The organism is Paenibacillus sp. FSL H8-0034 (assembly GCF_038000305.1).
Taxonomy (GTDB): Bacteria; Bacillota; Bacilli; order Paenibacillales; family NBRC-103111; genus Paenibacillus_S.
Map to the genome: position 1 here is coordinate 1,453,499 of NZ_JBBOBS010000001.1, position 22,959 is coordinate 1,476,457.

General features: G+C 42.1%; 18 protein-coding genes. 12 read left to right on the forward strand and 6 right to left on the reverse strand.

The genetic code is table 11. The features are described from left to right. Window positions 1-59: 59 nt before the first annotated feature. Together NST47_RS06635 and NST47_RS06640 are read left to right on the forward strand one after the other, a co-directional pair. Window positions 60-719 (forward strand): potassium channel family protein, encoded by a 660-nt coding sequence (locus NST47_RS06635; RefSeq protein ID WP_341154412.1) that lies wholly within the window; start codon window positions 60-62, stop codon window positions 717-719. Window positions 720-723: 4 nt separating this feature from the next. Beyond that, window positions 724-1,584 carry a TrmH family RNA methyltransferase gene (locus NST47_RS06640; protein WP_341154413.1) on the forward strand — a complete coding sequence of 287 codons (861 nt, stop codon included), beginning with the start codon at window positions 724-726 and terminating at the stop codon, window positions 1,582-1,584. Window positions 1,585-1,887: 303 nt separating this feature from the next. On the opposite strand, the gene NST47_RS06645 is transcribed toward NST47_RS06640, so the two are convergent. Next, the gene (locus tag NST47_RS06645) at window positions 1,888-2,922 is read right to left on the reverse strand and encodes a sensor histidine kinase (RefSeq protein ID WP_341154414.1); all 1,035 of its coding nucleotides are present in this window, start codon (window positions 2,920-2,922) and stop codon (window positions 1,888-1,890) included. After that, a complete protein-coding gene (locus NST47_RS06650; RefSeq protein WP_341154415.1) occupies window positions 2,919-3,632 on the reverse strand; it encodes a response regulator transcription factor in 714 nt (237 codons plus the stop codon). Before NST47_RS06650 ends, NST47_RS06645 begins: the two co-directional genes overlap by 4 nt. A gap of 181 nt (window positions 3,633-3,813) precedes the next feature. On the opposite strand from NST47_RS06650, the gene NST47_RS06655 reads away from it, so the two are divergent. The 9 genes from NST47_RS06655 (at window position 3,814) to NST47_RS06695 (ending at window position 16,510) form a co-directional block, all read left to right on the forward strand. Next, complete coding sequence (locus NST47_RS06655) at window positions 3,814-4,080, forward strand: thioredoxin family protein (RefSeq protein WP_341154416.1); 267 nt, start codon at window positions 3,814-3,816, stop codon at window positions 4,078-4,080. 16 nt (window positions 4,081-4,096) lie between these two features. Further along, window positions 4,097-4,792, forward strand: a complete 696-nt coding sequence (locus NST47_RS06660; protein ID WP_341154417.1) for a cytochrome c biogenesis CcdA family protein — start codon at window positions 4,097-4,099, stop codon at window positions 4,790-4,792. 223 nt (window positions 4,793-5,015) lie between these two features. After that, window positions 5,016-5,657 (forward strand): peroxiredoxin-like family protein, encoded by a 642-nt coding sequence (locus tag NST47_RS06665; protein ID WP_341154418.1) that lies wholly within the window; start codon window positions 5,016-5,018, stop codon window positions 5,655-5,657. Between the two features lie 1,544 nt (window positions 5,658-7,201). Further along, window positions 7,202-9,121, forward strand: a complete 1,920-nt coding sequence (locus NST47_RS06670) for a family 43 glycosylhydrolase (protein WP_341154419.1) — start codon at window positions 7,202-7,204, stop codon at window positions 9,119-9,121. 371 nt (window positions 9,122-9,492) lie between these two features. Further along, window positions 9,493-10,443 carry an ABC transporter permease gene (locus NST47_RS06675; protein WP_341154420.1) on the forward strand — a complete coding sequence of 317 codons (951 nt, stop codon included), beginning with the start codon at window positions 9,493-9,495 and terminating at the stop codon, window positions 10,441-10,443. 4 nt (window positions 10,444-10,447) lie between these two features. Continuing rightward, a complete protein-coding gene (locus NST47_RS06680) occupies window positions 10,448-11,329 on the forward strand; it encodes a carbohydrate ABC transporter permease (protein ID WP_341159618.1) in 882 nt (293 codons plus the stop codon). A 120-nt stretch (window positions 11,330-11,449) separates the two neighbouring features. Next, window positions 11,450-13,024, forward strand: coding sequence for an extracellular solute-binding protein (locus NST47_RS06685; protein ID WP_341154421.1), 1,575 nt, complete (start codon window positions 11,450-11,452; stop codon window positions 13,022-13,024). A 212-nt stretch (window positions 13,025-13,236) separates the two neighbouring features. Further along, window positions 13,237-14,670 (forward strand): response regulator transcription factor, encoded by a 1,434-nt coding sequence (locus tag NST47_RS06690; protein ID WP_341154422.1) that lies wholly within the window; start codon window positions 13,237-13,239, stop codon window positions 14,668-14,670. A gap of 145 nt (window positions 14,671-14,815) precedes the next feature. Then, the gene (locus NST47_RS06695) at window positions 14,816-16,510 is read left to right on the forward strand and encodes a sensor histidine kinase (RefSeq protein ID WP_341154423.1); all 1,695 of its coding nucleotides are present in this window, start codon (window positions 14,816-14,818) and stop codon (window positions 16,508-16,510) included. A gap of 88 nt (window positions 16,511-16,598) precedes the next feature. Here the strand turns inward: NST47_RS06695 and NST47_RS06700 are convergent, their stop codons facing one another. Next, the gene (locus NST47_RS06700; protein WP_341154424.1) at window positions 16,599-19,298 is read right to left on the reverse strand and encodes an MGH1-like glycoside hydrolase domain-containing protein; all 2,700 of its coding nucleotides are present in this window, start codon (window positions 19,296-19,298) and stop codon (window positions 16,599-16,601) included. Between the two features lie 149 nt (window positions 19,299-19,447). On the opposite strand from NST47_RS06700, the gene NST47_RS06705 reads away from it, so the two are divergent. Further along, the gene (locus tag NST47_RS06705; protein WP_341154425.1) at window positions 19,448-20,347 is read left to right on the forward strand and encodes an AraC family transcriptional regulator; all 900 of its coding nucleotides are present in this window, start codon (window positions 19,448-19,450) and stop codon (window positions 20,345-20,347) included. Between the two features lie 170 nt (window positions 20,348-20,517). Here NST47_RS06705 and NST47_RS06710 read toward each other — a convergent pair whose 3' ends face one another. The 3 genes from NST47_RS06710 to NST47_RS06720 form a co-directional block, all read right to left on the reverse strand. Further along, window positions 20,518-20,856: a hypothetical protein gene (locus NST47_RS06710; RefSeq protein ID WP_341154426.1), complete on the reverse strand. Its 339-nt coding sequence runs from the start codon at window positions 20,854-20,856 to the stop codon at window positions 20,518-20,520. Window positions 20,857-20,976: 120 nt separating this feature from the next. Then, entirely contained in the window at window positions 20,977-22,137 is a 1,161-nt protein-coding gene (locus tag NST47_RS06715) for a hypothetical protein (protein ID WP_341154427.1), read from the reverse strand. After that, complete coding sequence (locus tag NST47_RS06720) at window positions 22,100-22,954, reverse strand: ion transporter (RefSeq protein WP_341154428.1); 855 nt, start codon at window positions 22,952-22,954, stop codon at window positions 22,100-22,102. Before NST47_RS06720 ends, NST47_RS06715 begins: the two co-directional genes overlap by 38 nt. Window positions 22,955-22,959 lie beyond the last annotated feature (5 nt).

The following is a 22,959-nucleotide window of genomic DNA, read 5'->3' on the forward strand; positions in this document are numbered from 1 at the left end:
TGGAAATACGTTCAGCTGAAAAGTCAAACCGCGATTGGATAGAAGGGTGGTAGTTGTCCGTGAAAAAGCAATTTGCCGTTATTGGCTTGGGTCGTTTCGGTACCAGCGTTGCCAAAACCTTGTCAGGATTGGACTTTGAAGTATTAGCTATTGATAGCGATGAACATCGGATCCAGGAAATATCTTCGGTAGTTACCCATGTAGTACAGGCGGATTCGACAGATGAAGAAGCACTCCGAGCATTGGGGCTGCGTAATTTTGACGTTGTGGTTGTCGCTATCGGTGACGATATTCAAGCAAGCATTCTCACGACCATTATCGTAAAAGAAATCGGAGTACCCAAGGTTATTGTCAAGGCTCAGAATGAGCTTCATGGCAAGGTGCTGAAAAAAGTTGGTGCTGATAAAGTTATTTATCCAGAACGGGACATGGGCCAACGGGTAGCGCATCATTTGATTTCCAAGAACATTATTGAATATATCGAGCTGTCCGAGGACCATAGTATTGTTGAAATCAGAGCTTCTCGGAATATGGTTGGCAAAAACCTGCGGCAGCTGGATATCCGGGCCAAATATGGCTGCAACGTCATTGGAATCAAGACAGGTGTCAAGATGAATATCGCTCCTAACGCAGAAGAACTGATCAATTCTGAGGATATATTAATTGTTGTTGGGAATAATGAAGATTTACAAAATTTCGAAAAAACGTTCGCGGAATAGCAGGATGAAGAGGAGTAGTGAAGCATTGATTACATCTGTACACAATCCGCGTGTCAAAGCGTGGGCACAGCTGCTGGACAAAAAAGGGCGGGAACAGCAGCAGCAATATATGATCGAAGGCGTGCATCTCGTGCAGGAAGCATTGGCTTCCGGTGTCAAGATCGAGGTGCTCGTCTACGCAGAGGAGCGGCAGCAGTCTCTGCCTCCGGGAATGCTTCAGTTGGCAGAAAGTGCCAAAGTTGAATGTATCGCCGTTAGTGATGCGGTATTAAATAAATGTACGGATGCTTTAACGCCGCAGGCGGTATTTGCCGTGCTGCCCAAGCTGAGCTGGGAGCCGCAGGATTTGCTTCAGCCCTATGAGATTGATAGAGAACGTTCATCCTCTAGTAAAGAAACCTCCGCGGCTTCAGCTCCCAGCCTTGTCGTCGTCATCGATGGCGTGCAGGACCCTGGTAATCTCGGCACGATTATTCGCAGCGCGGACGCTGTAGGTGCTACCGGTATTTTACTGGGCAAGGGCACTGTAGATTTGTACAATCCAAAAACCGTTCGTTCCACAATGGGATCAATGTTCCATCTACCGATTGCCTCGGGAGATTTGGTAGAATGGCTGCCTTCAGCCGCTTCGCAAGGCATTGCTATTGTGACTACCAGTCTTCAAGCTACCGCAAGCTGTTATGAGTTCGACTTCCGCCGTCCGGTCTGGTTCATCATTGGCAATGAGGGACAAGGGGTATCGCCCGAGGTATCCCGTCTTGCAACACAGCATATACGGATACCGATGCAAGGCAAAGCAGAGTCGCTGAATGCGGCGATGGCAGCTACGGTTGTGCTTTTTGAGGCTATGAGGCAGAGGGGTTAGGGTTATCCACCGCAAATAAACTCATAACTGTGAGCAACAGTTATAGATGAGACCGATTTGGTTAATAGATGTGACAAATTATGGTTTATGTTTGAGACTATGAATTGCAGCCCAGTTAGATCAATCCCTTGATTTAACTGGGCTTTTCTTTTGTAAATATGAAAGGAGAGAATTTAGCTAGAATGGTTATTAAAGAATTGGGATAAAGAAGATAAAAAGTGTGGCTATAAAAGGAAAATTAAGGATTATTTGTAATTTCTAATGATTATTTGGGACTTACGACTAAACATGAAGTCGAGCTGCTTAACCCCGGATCAACGTGACCTTAAACACACTTCCTAATTCGGAACTCGTCTCCAGTTCAACGGTCCCCTGGAAAAATGCAAGCAAATGGCGGACAATGGACAGACCAAGACCAGCCCCGCCATTCCTACGTGCCCGTGATGAGTCGATTCGATAAAACCGCTCAAAAACCAGCTCCCTGGATGAAGGGGATATTCCCTTACCCGTGTCCGAAACCCGAACCACAACCCGTCCATCTTCATGTAAAACCTGCAGCGTAACATTCCCATTTGGCCGATTATACCGGATGGCGTTGTCCAGCAGGTTTCGAAAGACCATGAATAAGAAGCTTTCTTCCCCCTTAACCAAAGCTGTGCAGGGCTCCAGCAGATGAAGCGTCACCCCATATTTGACTGCCACCGGTTCCATAAATGAAGTTGCGTCTGCGAGAATGTTGGCAAGCTCTACAACATTGTGCTCACTCTGCATCCGATCGTACGTCCCGTCAGCTAGCAGCAGCAAATCCTCCGTTAATGACTCTAGTCGCGAAAGCGTCCGCTCCGTTGTCGCCCTGTAATCTCTCCATTCGCTTGGATCAATACCATAGCTGTCTCCGAGCACTTCAAGATTCGTGCGCAGGATGGAAAGCGGTGTTCTTAATTCATGCGCGGCCGCGGAAACAAAACGTGCCTGCTGTTGAAAAGAGTGTTCCAGCCCATCCAGCATCGTATTGAATACGATCCCGAGCTTTTTCAATTCATCATGAAGTTGGTCAATCTCTAGTCGTTTGTGCAGGGTGGTTGCCGTTATTCCAGCAGCTGTTTCACTCATCCGTTTCACAGGCTTCAGGATAATCACTGCGAGCCATTGCGCGCTGAGGACCATGCCTGCTAAAGCTACAAGCAAGCTTATGATTCTACCCTGTAGCTCTGACACAATTTTGTAAGCTGAGAAAAAAGACTCTATAGTCGCATAAAGAATAATCATTAGCGCCAGATGAAGGATAGCATACAGCGTCAATCTTGATCGCAGTGAAAGACGATTCCATGGTCTCATGTCGTTTCCTCTTTCTTTCCAGCGGTGCGCAGAGTCCATTTATATCCATAACCTTGAACGGTCTGAATATACCTTTCTCCTGCCTCTGGCTCATGGTGCGAGAGCTTTTTGCGCAAGGAATTGATGTGAACCCGGACCGTTGTGGTAAGAGGATCCGCATGGATATCCCAGACGTGCTCAAGAAGCCTTTCAGACGAAATGACCTCGCCGGGATGAAGCATCAGATATTCGAGCAAACCGAATTCTTTTCTCGTCAATGAAATAAGTACATTCTCTAACCAGACTTCCTTCGTTTTCGAATCAAGGGTAATCGGGTCGAACTGCAGGACGGGGCTTTTCACTGACGAACTCCGGCGAAGGAGCGCCCGGATGCGGGCAAGCAATTCATTGAACACAAAGGGTTTACGGAGGTAGTCATCTGCACCTGAATCGAGCCCTTCTTCCACCTCATCCGAATGGCTGCGAGCTGTCAACATGAGGATAAAAACATCGTTATGGTGTGATGACTGGCGAATTCGCTGACAAAGTGAAATGCCATCCAGCTCCGGAAGATTGATGTCGAGAAGAATCACATCATAATCATTGGTATCCGCCAACTCCCACCCGGCTAGCCCGTCATCAGCGATGTCCACTGCATAACCTTCCCGCTTGAGACCCTTGGCTAATGCACGTGAAAGGTCCTCTTCATCTTCAACAATGAGGATACGCATATCACCACTCCTTCCTTCCATGACAATAGCATATCACACGCATTTCCACGATACGAGGAAAATAATGCAGTCTTTCGGGCGTCACTTAACAAGGATTTAACAGTCCAACCTTTATAATCAAAGTAATCTTACTTTTGATTGGAGGATATTTAACAGAATATGAAAAGAAGGAGGAGTTCTTTTGTTAATTGAGGTTGTAACAGCTGGACCGGGGTGTTCAATTTGCCAAAAAGCGCTAAAGTTAGTTAAGCAAGTAGCGGTGGAATTTCCGCAAATCGAGACTCAGGAGTTAAGTGTGGTTGATCAGTTTGAACGTCTCCAGGAACTGAACATTTTCAGCGCCGGAGCGATTCTTATCAATGGGCAAGCAGAATTTGGCTCCTTACCCTCACTACTTAAGCTTCGTAAACGTGTGTATGAATTGCTCAATAATGAAGATAATCACTAAAAAAAAGGAGAAACTAATGCAAGATTTATATCATTTCACAATCACAGGCGGAATTTCCGCCTCTACCTACATCCTTGTGTTCATCGGCGGAATCGTGAGCGCGGTATTGGCATGCTATTTGCCTGTGCTTGCTATGTTTGCGAGTTATGTCCAGAGAGGAGCAGCTGGCGATAAAAGAAAAGCCATTCTGATATCTATCAACTTTATCTTGGGTATGCTTGTCACTTCACTGTTGATTGGTTTGATATTCGCGCTGCTCGGCCATCAGTTCCTGCCCTTTGTTGAGAAATATCGTTTACAAAACTGGATTCCGCCTTTCTTTGACATATTGGCTGGGCTGCAGCTGCTTGGTGTCATTTCAATCGCAATGCCTACTTTCCAAAAGTCGTTTAGCCGGCCAGAAATCCCAGAAAGCACCGTAGCCGCCTTCAAATTAGGAATTCCTTATGGACTTGTCATATCGCCCTGTGCAATCCCAATCTTTTTTGCGCTGATTAGCTATATTGCACTTCAAGGAAGTCTGATTCACGGAGCGTTGCTCATGATTACCTATTCGTTAGGGAAAGGTGTGGTACTCGCAGCTGTTGCAGTCTTTTCCATTTCCATTCTACGCAAATTGGCAAAATGGGGCGGTCCTGTAAAAAAAATTGCCGGCTACTTCTCACTCGTGATTGGTATCGTATTTTTGATCATTGCGTTTATGAAATATTAGCTTAGTTGAAAAAAGTGCCTTCGAGCCCAACACTGCGCCAGCGTTTGGATCGAATATGCCGGTCTCCGTGAATTTTGCAGAAAAAGCATTCGATCGTAAGCTCCGGCAAGTGTTTCACGTGATCACACGTACGATGGATCGGGATGGGATGGTCAGTTGCTGCTGCTTCCGGAAATCGAAGTAAATGTATTTTAGCGGTTCAATTATAAAGGAGGAACAAAACATGTCATTAACGCAAGTTTTAGCGGAAGCCAAACAGAAATTTATCGCGCATACCCCTATTCAGATTCAAACGGAGATGTTCCGTCAGATCCGGGAACAGCAGGAATCCGGTATTGCTTACGGCCGGCATGAGGGGCAGAAGGCCAAGGATTTTACACTCAAGAATGCTTTGGGAGAATCGCTTAATCTTTATGATGAACTGTCCAAAGGGCCAGTTGTTCTGACTTTTTACCGGGGCGGATGGTGCCCGTTCTGCAACAGTCAGCTTAAGGCCTATCAGAAGCTCCTGCCGGACATTGAAGCCCTTGGGGGCCAGTTGATCGCGGTCAGCCCGCAAAGCCCGGACAACACGCTTTCCCAGCAGGAGAAAGAAGAGCTGACCTTCCAAGTGCTTAGCGACACAAACGGTCTCGTGGCCGCTCTCTATAACATCCTCTACGACGTTCCGGATTACATCCAGGACATGATGAATCAAATTGGCATGGACCTGGCGGAATACAACGCGACGAACCGCTGGATCCTGCCGATTCCATCCACCTTTATGATCGACGAATCCGGCATTATCCGTTCCGCCTACGTGAATCCGGACTTTATGCAGCGGTTGGATCCGGAGAATATCCTGCGTGAATTGAGAAAGCTTTAATTATTGATTGTCCTGACTGATGGAGCAGCCGTATGTACTGCTGTAATCGCTGCCTGCTGGACTAACAGAATTACCTTAACAATAAAATGCGCAAAGGGCCCCAGAAAAGAGAGCCCTGTAAAAGCCAACCTTTTGTAATAGCTATTACTTCGAACTGAAAATTCGGGTACCATGGAACGAAAAAGCAGTCGATCCTCATCCGAGGGCGGGCTGCTTTCGTTCTATTAGCTTCACCATTCGTTTTGCATTTACAACGAATGCCTTCTATCCATATGGAAGAACAGATTAAAGATAGAGGACAAGATCTGGATAAACTGATTTTGCCAATGAACATGGATCGATACGATGATGAGTGGAAACAAATCTTCTAAATGGTGGGAGGAAATAGAAATGTTCAGTAAGGTATTCATCTGATAAAAATTGTTTTAATTTGCATTATAAAAAACGGTTGGCTGTCAACTTTTGGATCATATCCTGTAATTCGGTTACTAGCAAATAATTGATATTGCTTTCTGGTCTGGTCATGATTTGCCCGTATTAAATAGTCTCATAGAATGCACCTCAATTACGAGGATAGCATAATGCTCAGCAGGCAAGCAGGACTTATTAGCGTTTGAAATCCAACCCTTGTGCTGGATTCGAACAGGCATTGCAGGGCATGGTGAGAAAGGTTGAATTTTAGTAATTGACATTGAGAGATCACAGGAGTAACATTTTATATATATTCAAATAATCAAATATATGAAAAATAAGGCAAGACTGATGAAATGGGAGGTATTCCCACTGCCTGCCAATCATTGTAAACGGTCTTTGCTGGTTTGTGAATGGAGGTTGCGATTGAAATCCAATGGAATTGGGCTTTGGATGATCATTTTCGTTTACGTTGGTTTAATCATCTGTTCTTTCGTTATCTTGAAGACAAATAGAACTTATTCAAAAAAACGAAAAGAAGATGAACGCTCAGATAAATAAAGATCGCTTTTCATCGTATATAACAAAATCCAAAACGGTTCTTCAAACTGGAGAGACTTATTACACATTAAAGCTTTCATAAGGAAAAGAGCAATCTACAATATAAACTTGTAGGTTGCTCTTTTCTATTACGAGAGTCGGCCGAAGGTTACGAATTGTGATCCCTTAAGCCTTCAAATAAGTACGGAAAAGAAAAAGGATTTCCAAGAATATAAAATTATTACAAAAATAATTTGTAAAATTACATTTTAATTAAAATTCATGAAAGTATAATTCTTTACATGAGATCTATACAGCAAAATGATTACACCGGAGCAGTTCGTCAGCAGTGGCGGACACAGCCTATAGGAGGTGGTCAATATGTAAATGGCAATCAATTTTGAGAGCGTTTCCACGCAAACTGGGATTAGAACAAATCTGTGGGACTACACTGGAGCCGACAATCTGCTGGTAAGATTTGTTCCACAGGGGGGATGGAAGCTTTAAGTTTATTTTTAAGCATTCTGGCCAGGCAGGGGAGTTAAAGTGTTCAACAAGGAACGTAAATTGTTAGTCAAAAAGGAGGTTGTCTCATGGGAAAAATCAAAAAATCTAATTTGGTATTGTTTTGCGTTTCAATTGCAATTTGCTTGTTTGCATCTTTACCGGGACTTGCTTATGCTGCTCCGATTCACTCTGGTCCACAATTTGTGGATGGCTATTATGCAGACCCTGATGTACAGATTTATAATGGGACATATTGGGTGTATCCGACTCGTTCGACTCAAGTTGGCGAGTCTGGCACTGGCGCAAAATCTTTAGACATATTTTCTTCAACAGATATGGTCAACTGGACAAAATACTCAAATGTAATAAGTTCTGCCAATATATCATGGTTACAACATTCATTGTGGGCACCAAACGGGACTTATCGCGATGGAAAATACTACATTTATTTTGCTGCAAACGCAATCAATGGCGATGGACAATTAGGTGGAATAGGCGTTGCAGTGGCTGATAATCCACAAGGTCCTTATACCGATGCGATTGGCGCACCACTTATAAATGTTGTAAGAAATGGCGCAGGTCCAATGGATCAAGATGTATTTATTGATGATGACGGTCAGGCTTATATGTATTATGGCAGCTGGGGAGAGTGTAATGTTGTAAAGCTTAACGCTGACATGAAGTCTCTGGGAACATGGCCTGATGGAACCGTCTATAAGAAAGTTACTCCCACTAAAAATGGCAATAATGATTATTTTGAAGCGCCTAAAGTGTTCAAGAGGAACGGGATATACTATTTGACCTATGCTGCCGGTGTATGGGCAGATTCATCTTATAAGGTCATGTATGCAACTTCGAGCTCTATAACAGGGCCATTTGTACCAAAAGGTATTATGCTGCATACGGATACTACAACAGCAGATGGACCTGGTCATAATGGTATTGTTCAATCACCTACAACAAATGATTGGTATATTTTTTACCATAAGCGTTATCTGAATAGTTCACAACGTGTACTGGCGTTTGATAAATTTGGGTTTAATGCAGATAATACTATTATACCAGTCGAAATGGCAGTAGAAGATAACTTTGATGATGGTAATGATACAGGATGGACAAAATATGGCGGTACATGGACAGTATCAGGCGGTCAGTATAATGTAGCATCCAATCCGGGTGCCAAGGCTCTTCTGGACACCAATTTCACAGATTTGATTTATGAAGCTGATGTGACACCAGGTTCAACCGGCAATGCGGGTCTGGTATTTAGGGTATCAAATCCTGGAACTGGTACTGATGCTTACCAAGGCTACTATGCTGGACTCGATGTTCCTAATCAGAAGGTTCTGATTGGGAAGGCAAACAACAACTGGACATCGCTTGCCACTGCTTCCATGAGCTTAACGGCTAATACAAAGTATCATGTTAAAATTTTTGCACAAGGTGATTCCATTAAGGTTTATGTTGGTGATATGGCTACACCTAAGATTAGTGTGACGGATTCAGCGTATACGAGGGGTAGTATAGGAGTTAGGACATTTGATTCAGCTGCAAAATTTGATAATATTTCAGTTCAAAGCAGTCGATATGAAACAGAAAATTTAAGTGTAAGCGCAACCTCGGGCGTCAAACATTCCATGTTCGGAAATGGATCGGGTACGGACCTCAATCTGAGCGGTGGATATGGAACTACGCTGGAAGCGAGTGGAGTCAATGACTATGTGACATACACCGTGAATGTGCCTGAGGCACGCAGCTATAGTGTAAGGGTTGGTGTGAAAAAGGGACCCAACAGGGGGCAGTTCCAGTTGTCGGTAAACGATGTAAATCATGGTTCGGTTCAGGATTTATATTCAACTGCTTTAAACTATGTGGAACTAAATGTGGCAAATATAACCTTCAGCTCGGCAGGCAATAAATCCTTCAAGTTTAATGTTACAGGTAAAAATGGTTCAAGCTCAGCACACCATTTGTTACTTGATTATATTAAACTAGTACCAAACTGATGCAAGTATGTAAAGAGGACAGCCTGACTTCTATACCTGCCTGCAGTTAAGCTTTACACCTAGGCCCTGGCCTAGGTTTTTTGGCTATCACAGATCAATTTTCATTACGGAGACAAGTTTTAATGGCAGCGAAAAGGAGAGAGTTTCTTGGCTGGAGGATGTTATTCGGTGGATTGACCCTACCGGACGCCAGCATGCCTCGGTAAATAAAATTATTAAAATATTACCAAATTAATTTTAGAAAATTACATTTTATTAATAATTGTTGAGAGTATAATTTTTTACATGAAGATATCTTTATAAGATTTGTAGCGCAAATTATTGAACAGGAGGAAGTTTGGTTAAAACTTATTGGAAGAGGGATGATGTAATTGAAAGCGGTTGTAGGCAGCTCTAGAGACAGTATCAAAATAAACAGGAAAAACAGTATCGTACATAGTTTTAAAAAAGATTCTCTACTTTATTTTCTCTTACTGTTGCCAATAGCTTATATCATAATATTTAAATATGCTCCCATATATGGTGTATTGATGGCTTTCCAGGACTATAACATTTTTGAGGGAATTAGCGGGAGCGAGTGGGTTGGGCTGGACGTTTTCAAATTCATATTTGAACAAAATAGTTTTTACCGCGCTCTTAAAAACACACTCGTTTTAAACTTTCTGGATTTGATAGTCGGTTTCCCAGCACCAATAATACTGGCAGTTTTGTTGAATGAACTCCGACATGTAAGATTTAAAAAAGCGACCCAAACTATTTTATATTTACCGCATTTCTTGTCCTGGATCATTATTGGAGGTATGGCATACCTGATATTTTCTTCGGGAGGCATGGCGAACAGCTTCCTATCTAGCCTTGGTTTCGCTAATATTGAGTTTCTTTCCCAAAAAACGAACTGGCTGATCATGTATCTGGCTATTGGGATATGGCAAAGTGCAGGGTGGGGTACAATCTTATATTTAGCGGCAATAACTGGAATAAACAAGGAGTTATATGAGGCTGCAGATATGGATGGGTGCAACAGGCTTCGTAAAATATGGCATATTACTTTGCCTGGAATTAAGCCTACAATTATTATTTTGCTTATTTTACAAATTGGAAGAATGCTCTCGATAGGGTTTGACCGGCCATTTGTTTTGGGAAATTCACTGGTAAGTGAATACTCCGATGTAATCAGCACATTTGTTTATAGGATCGGAATTGGATCTGGCGATTTTTCACAGGCAACAGCAGTTGGACTATTTCAATCTGTTGTCGGGTTGGTATTTTTAGTGACAGCGAATTTTATTGCTAAAAAAATTGGGGAACAGGGAATTTGGTGAGGAGATGGGCTTGTTGAGTAGAAAGCAAAGAACTAATTTAGTTGATCTATGTATTATATTATTCCTTACTGGAGTAGCCATTACTTGTCTGGTTCCATTTCTGTATATGATTGCTCTTTCACTAAGCTCGAATAATGCAATTATTTCCCAGAAGGTTGCTCTTTGGCCGGTAGAATTCACAATTGAAACCTATAAAACAATCTTAAACGATATAGAGATGATTTATACACTAGGGTATACGATTGTTCTTACTATTATATATACAATAATTTGTATGTTTTTAACCATATGCGCAGCGTATCCGCTTACAAAGAAAAGATTAAAGGGAAGAAGCTTCTTTTTAACATTCCTGGTGTTTACGATGTATTTTAGTGGAGGTTTGATACCGAGCTATATTCTGGTAAAAAACCTGCTAATGATCAATACGATATGGAGCTTGGTTTTGCCTGGTGCTATGAGTGTTTTCAATTTGATCATACTCAAGACCTTCTTCTCATCACTTCCGGAAAGCCTGGAAGAATCGGCATCTATAGATGGTTGTAATGAATTTGGGATACTTGTACGGATAGTGCTTCCACTATCTTTGCCTGCTATAGCAACCTTAAGCCTCTTTTATGCGGTTGACAGATGGAATGGTTTTCAAGATGCACTTTTTTATATAACAGATAAGAACTTATATCCGATGCAATTAAAGCTGTATCAAATTATAACTGCAAATCAACAGTTAGATGCCCAGCAAGGTGAGGGTAGTATGGGTGCCTATATTGTCCCTGAGTCCTTGAAGGCGGCAAGTGTAATGTTTGCGACAGTTCCTATATTAATTGTTTACCCTAAACTTCAAAAGTATTTTGTTGATGGTGTCATGACGGGGGCAATTAAGGGCTGATCCTGAATTTGGAATAGAAAGGAGGTGGTTACTTGCCGATCAGCCAGGATTGGTGAGGCACTCATACAAATGGCTGCTATACAGTTATCGAAATGACTACCAATAAAGGAGAGGTCGAAAATGAAAAATAAAAAATTGTTGGCTGTATTACCGGTTATGACGTTATTACTAAGTACCGTGGCAGGATGTGAAAGCGGGAGTAAAAAGGAAGGCCAGCCAACGTCAACGGCAGCTGCAACGCCTTCAGGTTCGCCCGTTACACTAACGGTTGAAGTATTTGACAGAGGAGTACAGGGACAGCCGGACTTGAACAATAATACCTGGACACGGTACATTAATGAAAATTTCGGAAAACCGAATAATGCGGTTGTGAAGTTCGTTCCGGTACCCAGGTCACAGGAAATTGATAAGCTCAATGTATTGATGGCTGCAGGTGAGGCGCCTGATATATCATTTACTTATGACAGCGCAACCGTATCACGATACGCTAAGGTTAATGGCATTATTCAATTGGATGATTTATTAGCTAAACATGGTAAGGAATTAACGAATTATCTCGGTAAGACCGTTCTTTCTTACGGACTTTTTGGTGGGAAGCAGATGGCGATCCCTGCAAAAAGAACTTCGCTGGCATGGAATGGTATGTTTATTAGAAAGGATTGGCTGGATAAAGTGGGGATGCCCGTTCCTACCACCCGAGATGAATTATATAATACTTTAATTGCGTTCAGAGATAAAAATCCTGGAGGCGTAGATCGGGTTATTCCTTGGGGATTGGCAGCAACCGGTATGAACTATAACTATGGAAATTTAGGCGAATCTTTCTGGGGGAAGCAGTCGGAGGAAGAATTCGTTACAACTCCGAGTTGGCTAAGACCCGGAAATAAGGATGCGCTCAAGTTTCTTAACAAGCTCTACAATGAAAAATTAATCAGCCCTGATTTTGCTCTAGACAAAACGGCTAAGCAGGCGGATGCTGACGTTACAAATGGTAAAGTTGGATTCTTGATTGCTAACTGGGATTATCCGTTAAGGCAAAATATCAGTGAGCCCTTAAAAGCAAATGTACCTAACGCAAGCTTTGTTCCTATTGATACTTTTAAGAATGCTGAAGGGAAATACAAGAAAATCGCGTACAATGAAAATGGAGTGAATATCTTTATCCCTAAGAGCAGTAAAAATGCAGAGCTGGCAATTAAATACTTAAACTGGATGTCCGACCCCAAAGTATTATTCTTCCTGCAATACGGACAGGAAGGCGTTAATCACAAGATGGTTAATGGGATTCCGCAGGTTATCAATCAAACAGGGGACAACATGCAAACCAGTAATCTAAATCTTGATCTTACATTGGTTGTAAATGGTGTGGAGCTGGGTGATCCTCAGAAGAATATTAAGGCTTTAGCTGCATCGGCTCCAGGTCTCGAAGATGCTGCAGAAAAATCATACAAAATCAATACTACGGATACTTACACAAGTTTCTTCTATGATACGCCAAGTGAGTCTAATATTAAGTTTGGCAAAACACTTGGGGATATGGACAAACAAATGACGGATAAACTTATTGTTTGCAAGCCTGCAGAATTCGACAGCTTGTACGATAAGCTGGTTGCAGAGTATATGGCAGCAGGCGGGCAGACTGTAATGGATGAAAATGTGAAAATCTACAAGGCCATGCAGTCCAATAAGAAATAAGAAGTAATCCAAAAGTTCATACAGGCCGTTGACCTATCAGCGGATAAGTTAAAAGCCTATGGACATAACGGCGTTATATCCATAGGTTTTTATCATCGAACGTGTGGCTGTCTTGTTATTTTGCTGGTAAAGGGTTAAAATTTTAGCAGATTATAGGACGGCAGGCGGACAGGCTGTTAGGAATAGGTATATCAGCTATCAAGGGGGTACTTATGTATAGTGTGATTATTATAGATGATGAACCATGGGCGATAAAAGGAATACGGAATGCATTTAACTGGAATAAATACGGGTTTGAAATCACAGGCCAATTTACAAGCGTCCATAAGGCAATTGATTTTATAAACGAAGAGCGTCCTGATCTCGTTTTTACAGATATCAGAATGCCTGAAATTTCCGGCCTTGACCTTATTAGAATGACCAAAAAAAAGGAATTGGATGTTGAGTTCGTTATTGTAAGCGGTTTCGCTGAATTTGCATACGCGCAGGAGGCCTTAAGGTATGGTGCGCTGGATTATTTCCTAAAGCCCATAGATATTGAGATGGCAGATCCGTTAATTGAAAAGCTGGCCTTGCATTTTTCTAAAAAGAAAAGTATGAGAAATAACCTTATGTTAGAGGCTCTAATCTCAACGGATAAAAGAGAATTACAACATTTAACTCCATTTTTTGATCATACATCGGACTATTACTATCGTGTACTTATCATGTATTCAAATAGTGAAAAAAAGGATTATAATGACAGACCGTTTTTTGATAGTAAACATACATTGGAAGTTGAATTTGGATCAAGAAAGACACTATATATTCTCAAAAGTGAAAAAAGAACTGATTTGGATAAATTTGATTCTGCAGTTTTCAATGGTTCCGATATAAAAGCGATAGGAATCAGCAGCATTTCTAATAATTATGAAAATATTGCAAAGCTTATAAAGGAATCAGATATCGCAGCGTCAAACATATTTTTAAATGAAGAACAAGGTATATTTGAATACGAGCCAAAGCTTAATTTGGTTAAGCCGTTTATAGATGGAATTTCTTCTATTATTCAAGAGAATCAATTTGAAGAAATGGATGTCATCATGAAAAGACTCATGTATGCTTTCAAACAAAATAATTTAGGTATGGGAGAGGTGGTTTATTTATGGAATCAAGTGGTCAGTGTGTTGGTTGGCACATATTACGAAGAGCTGAGATATATGGAGCTTGATTTCCTGAATTACTCTGAACTGAAAGAGCGCTTTAAAAACTTTGAGTCCTTATGCAGTTTTTTGTATGACATTTTTATATACATCAAGCAGCTGAACAGCGAGTCTGTAAATGAAGGGGATATCAACTCTTATTTTATTCAGATGGTTAAATATATCGACAATAATTTTCAGCACAAGCTATATCTTAAAGATCTATCCGTAAAATTTTTTGTAAACCAAGTATATTGCTGCCAGCTTTTTAAAAAAGTGTTGGGCAAAACCTTTTCGGAATATGTAACTGAATTGAGGATAAAAAAAGCTTGTGAGCTATTGAAACATACAGAATTATCAATTGAAGAAATTACAACAAAAGTAGGATTTTCTGATTACTATTACTTCAATAAAGTATTTAAAAAGCAATGTGGGATAACGCCTACGAAGTTCAGAAAAAGCTGAATTATATAACCTTGTTGCAGGATCGGAGTGGGGGAATTTGAAGATTAGTAGACTGAAGCTCAAACATCAGATATTACTCATATTTTTGTTCGCGATTATAATATTTACAGCAATGGAGTTCTACTTCTATTATAGCTTTTATAATTTGACTCAGAATAGAGCTACCAATTATGGTAATAAAATTATCGAACAAACACGCCAAAAGATAGATTCAGTTTTTAATGATATAAAGGTCAGTACAAACATAGCTGTTAATAATAAAAAGATACAAGAATTCACCATTGCAGAGGATGATTATACGAGGGATTTCGATATAGGCACTTATGTACTGGATCTAATGGAGTATATGAGGTCCTTTAATTCTTATGTGAATGGTATTGTTATTAATGACAATCAGGGAAGACGAGTGTACAGCTTAGCTTCCACAAATGGTGATATTTTTTTTTTGAAACAATATGATGAATTTATCAATGAATATAAAAATGATAGTGAGTCTGGTAAAAAGGGAAGATTTACGAACATATTAAAAAACGAAAAAACAGGAAACGAATATTTCTTTTATATAGCACCTATTATCGAAGCTATTGGCGGGGTTCATTTTTCTCAAAAAACGGGCTATTGTTCAGTTATGGTTAATACGGACAAAATGCAAGAACTCGTTGAAAATACGGAATTGACGCCTAACTCTACTTTGTATATACTCAACAGCCGAAATGAGGTCATTGCATCCAATAATGCAAATTTACGTGGCGTTTTATTCAAGGATCTACTTTCAGTAGATAGGCATAGTTTAACCAATGGAGTAAAAACAACAATAAATGGGGAAGACGTAATCGTTCAGGAAAAAGGCCTGGAGCAGGCGGATGGCTGGAGTATAGTAAGTATTATTCCGGTGCATGAATTGACAACGGACATGAATGCTATTAAAAATATTAGTATTATAGCAGGAATTGGTATAAGTCTAAGTATGATTATTCTCGGGTATTTTTTCTTGAATAATCTAACACGACCTGTTATGGGGCTTGTAGCAGATATGAGAAAAATTGGTGAAAGAGATATGGGCTTCAGGATAAAGGTGCGCTCAACCAATGAAGTCGGGGTGTTGGCCTATGATATCAATAGCATGATTGACAAAATGGAAGAGATGACAAGAAATATATTTAATACACAGGGAAGATTATATGAGTCAGAACTCAGCAAAAAGCAGGCTGAATTTTCTGCCTTACAAAGTCAAATAAACCCGCACTTTCTGTATAATACATTAAATTGCATAAGCAGTATCGGACTTGAATACGGCAGCAAGGAAATAGCGCAGATCACTTCAAGCATGTCCAAGATATTTCGATATAGTATTAAACAAGACGAACTTGTTAGAATAAGTGAAGAAATTCAATGTATTAAGGCATATTTGAATATTATCTCAATTAGATATGAAAACAAGTTTTCTATGGAAGTAAATGTTGATGAAAAGCTGTTGGAAATGAAAACACCTAAAATGATCTTGCAGCCCATTGTCGAAAATTCAGTATATCATGGACTTGAAAGTATGGATGCAGGAGGACATCTTAGCGTGAGCGGTCATCTAGATGCTAATGGAGATGTATGTTTTCAAGTATCGGATTCTGGAAAAGGAATAGGTAAAGATGAGCTGGAAAGCATTAAAGTGAAGCTGAATATGGAAGATTCGGAGCGAGTGAAAAACAGTTTTGAAGGGAAAAGTATCGGTCTTTCCAATATAAATAACAGGATAAAGCTGCTGTTTGGAGAAGGTTATGGGGTAGGGATAGAAAGCCAGGTAGGTTATGGAACGACAGTGATAGTTAAGATCCCCTATATTTGAAGTAGGCTATGCAACTATTATATATGCGAAGAACGCATCTATCTCAGGGACAGATGCGTTGTTTGTTATGACAAAAACCTATAAACAACTAGGCATCGACAGCTTGAATCCTTATGGCTGCCTGCGGCAGGCAGTCGGTGATAACTAGATCCAATCCGCCGCACGGGTTCATTGTCCAATTTACAACACAACCTGTGCTGCTGGCTTCATACTGGTATCCGCTCGCCATATTGACAATCAAGCTGAAAGGTTGATCGGTAGCCCCTTCATAGCAGAATTCGGCGTTGTATGCAGTGAGCGTCTCGTTAAAGGACTGTTCCAGCATCCATACATTGAACCCGACAGAAACCTTGCCCCGTTCATAGTAAGCGGCGAACCAGTTCAAGACGGGGGCCGACAGCCCGCCAAAATGATGCCATCCTGCTCCGCGACCGGTATGCACGATAAAATGCTCGTAACAGTTATAAGTCGTTTCGGTTTCTCGTTTCCATACCATAAGCGCTGTATCGGCAATTCGGAAAGCCAACTCGGGATGACCCAAGTCCAGCATCGTTTTCCAAAAAAACCACTGGTGAGGCATCCAGACTGCACCGTTCCAGTACCCGTCTGCTTGATAGTAGGAGGCGCTTTGGTCAACTGTCGATATTCCGATTGGCGTCCAGAGTCGGGTTTCATCAAATAACGCGGAGATCAGCCGTTCGGCCCGCTCTTTGGTGCAAATTCCGGCAACTAAAGGATACAGGCCATCCATGCCCCTGTTATAATTGGCGCCTGAAGCATGCCGAAGGATGCCTTCGGGTTGGCCATCTTCGCCATGAACAACATAGCTGTAATATCCGGCTTCTTCATCCCAAGCATACGCTTCAAGCGCTTCACTCCATAAGCGGATATCTGCCTCGTACTCCGGAATATCCTTCAGCCATGCATCCGACATGCGGGCAGCCATTTTAAGTATTTTAGCAACACGAATGGCTTGACTTGTAGTAATAACAGGTGCAACTGTACGCTCCAATGATTGTGCATGTACATATTTCTGAGGCGGATAGTCGTCCCAACCCCCGGAATTGTAGAAGTAATCCCATGTTTTTAATAATCCTGAATGGCTTGTATCTGTTGTGGAGCCGCCGATTTTGCCAGCTAGAAACAAGTAATATTGCCTTAATTGCGGATATAAAGCATGCACGTAGGCTTGAGCTTGGCCGCGGTTCCACAATTCCAGGAACAAATAATGTTGGACAGGCACCGGACTGCCATGATGGATGAAGGCGGCCTGGGAATCTCCCGGCTCGGTCAAATAGGCATTCAAGCAGTCCAACGCACGCTGGGTATCCAGCTCCGTGAGACCGAGTCCGATAAATCCAGAATCCCACGTATAAAGTGAATCCCACCAACGGCCGGGTGTATTGTGACGGATATAGCTGCGCTTCGTATAGACAGGAAATACCGTATTCGTGAGCAGCGTAGCTCTCATTAATTGCTGGCTGAACAGGTAGGTATCGCCTGTCGGATAGAAGGAAGGGCGATTCAGCTCTGCCCTTGCTGCTTGATAAACAATCTCGCACTGCTCATCCTTCAAGGTAAACTGCTGAAGGGCGCTTTGCACCTCCTCGTATGAGCCAGAGCAAACCATGCCGTGCAGGGTAATGGATGAATTCGGCTTCAAGTGAATCGGCCGCATGAAAATATTCGTAAAGTGGCCTTTCTCATTTCCGAGAAGGACCTCATCGACATGATTGTGAACCGTATGACGCGCATAACGATCCAACTCATCGTTCTTATATTGCCGAACCTCGACATCGGGATAATTCCACATAAGCCCGTAATGATAAGGGCAGTTGTCATACCGGAGAATCAGGCTGCCTGTGACAGGACCCTCCAGCAGCTCAGGCTCCGTTTGCCAGGGTAAGTCAGGGAAAGAAACAGCTTCGATATCAGCTTGTTCGACTAGTGTAAATCCATCTATTATGATGGCTCCTGTGCCTGTCCCACATAGTTCAACGCTGAACGAGCCTGCAGGGATTTCGCCTACGTGTATAGTTGAAGTGCGAAGCTCTTCTGATTTATGCACATTCAAGCGATAGGACTGTTGGCCGATTCGAATATCGAGATCACCGTTTTGAGATGCTTGATATCGGAGAAGAAATGTGCCTTCCCGCAAGGAGGTGTTCAGTTGTACTTCATAGAGCAGCAGATCGCCTTTATCCGTACCGAAGCCTTGTCCGATGGCAGAGCCTCCGGTATAATGCTGACCGCGAGTTTCTCCACGCAAGTAGCCGTCATACACTAAACCGTCTGATGGGCGAGGGTGCGCAAAGGTCAATTCCTTGTAATCAAGCGAATCTACCCATTGGGCTCCTTGGGGCAGCCGAGCCTCAGCGCATACATGAATTTCCCTATGTCCCGACAGCCGGGGCGGTTGAAGGGAAGCCATCCAATGCAGCACCAGGTTTTGAGCATGGTTGGTCTGGTTGACGAATCCCGCACGCACCAGACGAGAGTTATCGTCCAATCGGCTAAATGAGATATCCGTGTATACATCATCCTTCCATTCCAGCTCATGGCGGTGAGAGAAAAAGCTGTAATCTGCGGTAGCTTCCCACGGATGATAGCCGGATTCCCATAACACGGAGGGGATGTCAATCTTTCTTCTATAAAATCCCGGCATTAAGCTGAGGTCAAAGCGTAATCCTCGCGCTTGATCACTGATATGGGAGATGCCCATATATTGCTTCGTATAAGGGCCCCAAGCCGGCAGCCTCAGGTCATGGCCAGCAGGTAAACTTTTCATGCCAGGTACACTCCTTCCATAGTGGCTTTCCTTCTCTTTATTTTAGATAATTATGTAGAAGAAAGCCTCTTGAAATCAGCTAAATATGTCTTGAAATCGGACATTATGGTAAAATAAGGACAAGTCAAGTTGAAGTCGGAGGAACTGCTGTGCCCGTTAATCTCGAAGCGTACGACAAAGAACAGGTGGACTATTCGGACCCTTATTTCAGACTGAAGATATGGACCATTCGTCATGCCAATGAGGCATCGGAGCAGTATGGCGTTTGGCACTACCATCAAGAAATGGAGTGGATAGCTGTTGTAGAGGGAGTGCTGCGGATGGAAACATCCACTTGCAGCTATGAGCTGCAAGCCGGCGATGTGGTGATGCTCGGCTCCAATGAACTGCATCGCTCTTATAAATATCGGCAGCAAGCGTTGACGTATATCGTTTGTCATGCAGACATAGCATCGTTTATGGACCCGTCCTTGCTGCCCTATTATGCTGCATTCACGGGTCGGTCTACCAGCTTGATCCCATTAAACGAGCAGCTAATCAAGTACCCGGCATGCAAGCTAGAAGCATTTCGGATTCTCCAACTAATGCTATTGGATATGTCGGATAAGCAGCGCGGCTATGAGCTGTCTGTAAATGCAAGCTTGAAAGCTCTCCTGCACGTGCTCATTAAAATTGACGAAGATCGGCTGATCGTACCTATGGATCCGCATCTTGCCGAAAAGCTGCGCCCAGCTCTCGCTTTTATCGAAGAAGGTCTCGAAGGTCCTTGCCACCTTACGGCAGTCAGCGGCAAATTGAACTACAATGGCAGTTATTTTGCCAAGCTGTTCAAAAAGGGAATGGGGATGACCTTTACGTCTTATGTCCAAATGCGCCGGATGAAGCGGGCGGAGCAGCTCTTGCTGACGGAGGCCTGGTCGGTAACAGAAATTAGCGGAAAGGTTGGCTTTACGAGTCCTGCCCAGTTTTATCAATTGTTTAAAAGATATCAGGGGTGTTCACCAAGACAATATATGGATAGGCGTATGCACCAAGAAAGACGGCATTAGCTCTTGCACTCCATAAAGCGGGTGAGTATATTTTTATGATTAAGCAGTAGTGCTTGATTGCTAACCCACGCAAAAAGCCGCGGCCGTCTACCAAGTATGAAAAGGAATCACACGCTTCAATCCTGATTTCAGATCGAAATTAGAATGGAAAGAAAAAAGAGGCATTCAGGTTAACTGATGCCTCTTGATGCAGGTTGACGGAAAAACAATTTTAGCGCGGAATTGTAGCTTGTATTGAGCGCATTCAACCCGTTGCCGTTGCATTCCAAGTTCACCAATCGTGTGTTGCGGCGAATATCCAGCTCAGTCAACTTATTGTGTGCGCAATTCAGGACATCCAGCGAAGTAAAATGTTCCAGTCCGTTCAAGCTTGTGATATCTTTGTGCGAGATTTGCAGCTCGCGAATCCCTTCCACATCACTTGTTTGAATCGAATCCCGGCCGCCGCAATATGTTTCCAATAGGAATGTCCGGAACTGTTCATCAATAAAATCGGGGGTAATATTCATCTGTCCTACTCCTTCCAGCAATCGGTCCAAGCTACTCTATCATTTTATACCGACAGAAGGCATATGCACCACCGCCAAAATTCCCATATGTTTTGCTTAGACAAATTTTAGAGTGATCCCTTAAGCATTCAAATAAGTACAGAACGGTATAACTAGAGATAACAATAAGTAGCCGCCGCTAATGGAGAAAAATACCACTTTATCAAATACCATCGATAATTCCGGCTTTTCTTGTCTTCTATATAAGTTATAGGACAAAATGGATGCTACCACTATTAAAAAGACCGAAATCAATGACGATAACGTAAGGATATCCAAAAGTCCAAAGGTGCCTCCATTAGCTGGAACGAGGGAATTCACAACATAGGCATTGGCAACTACGCCGAAGAATGAAGCGCCACCTAAACCGGTTCGTGCGTCGATAAGATCGGGTTTTGTCCACAATACGATTAAACCCAGTGCAACTGACAATAAGTACGGAAAAAATATTTTGAAATAGAAGCTCCAGTCGGTTCTATTCATTGAAATAGCTATTGCATACTGAGAGAATACCCGGTTTAAGCCGTTTGCATTGGGCGAGCTAAAGGTGGATTTATATTCATGTGGTTTAACTACATTCTGAAAATTAGTGACACGATAACCGGGAATTTTCACTCTGGAGCTGATGGCTGAGTTGTCATCCACAACATAGTTCAAGGCTCCTCCATCATTTTTTTTATCTTCGATATAGATATTAAGCATGTGATCCTCAAGTGAAAAACGCGTAGTATCGAAAACCTTATCTATAGTAACGGTAACCTTATAACGTTGGTAATTATTACCATCTTCAAGGTAATGTTCACTTGAAAGTTCCTTTGAATCCATTTTTCCACCTATAACCTGAAAGGTTTCACCCGGATTCAGATCTTTATTGCCCAGCCATGAGAACCATAGGTAGAGATCGGCGGAAAATGTCGAATCTGCAATAGAAACATTATGTATGTTTTCCAGGTAAGAACCAATCTTCACCTCAGTGAAGGCAGATTTTTGCGGAGGATATTTAACCTCTACCTTAGTAACATCCATACGATTTTTGTGATCTGAAAAGGATTGCTCTCTGGCATTTGACATAAATAAACCGAAATAAATAGTAAAAGCTACGTATATGGCCAGAATAACAATAGCACATAGGATCAATCCTGTTTTTTGTTTTTTTGTGATTTTCATTAACTTTTCTTGCACAGTACCCACAACCTTCTCCGTATTAATTAACTGTTTTATATTTTCGTTCATTCCGCTCATTGCGTTCTTCCAATAACAAATATTTCAACTCTCGAACCTCGTCCCGCAGCTGTTGAATTTCCGATGTATCTTCTTTTATGTCGTGCACGTTCTTTTCGATATCAGCTATGTCCTCCTCAACCTCAGATGGAATATTGGCTGCATTATTAACAATCTCACCGACTACCAGATTCAACATCACGAAGACAGCAATAAAGATAAACGTAACAAAATAAACGAGGGAAAGTGGACTGTTCTCCGCAATAGGCCGATAAATGTTAGCCCAGTCATCAAAAGTAGCGATTTGGAACAGGGTAATCAGCGACGCAGACAGATCCCCAAAATAAACCGGTGATAGTTCCGCGAAGAAAGTGGAGCCGACAACTCCATAAATATAAAAGACGATAATCATTAATAAGGAAATGCTTCCAATAGTAGGAACTGCCATAAACAAGGATGTGATGATTCGACGCAGGGAGTGGATGGAGGAGATCGTCTTCAGAATCCGTAGCACCCTGAGTATTCGCAATACACTGACAAATTGAGATTGCATGAAGGCGATACTGGCCGCGACAACTATAAAATCAAACAGGTTCCATCCATCTTTGAAATATTTACTTTGGTGCGCAATCACTTTTAATATAACTTCCAAAGTGAATATGCCTAAAAATATTAAATCAAATTTTTCAAAAAGAGATTCATATGCACTATTAATCGAGGGATAGGTCTGCAATCCGATCACAATGGCGTTTAAGAAAACACAGAACAAAATAAAATTGGTGAACCACTTGCTTTGAACGAACATTTTGAGACCTGATGATTGCTGTTGTGAAACCATGTTAT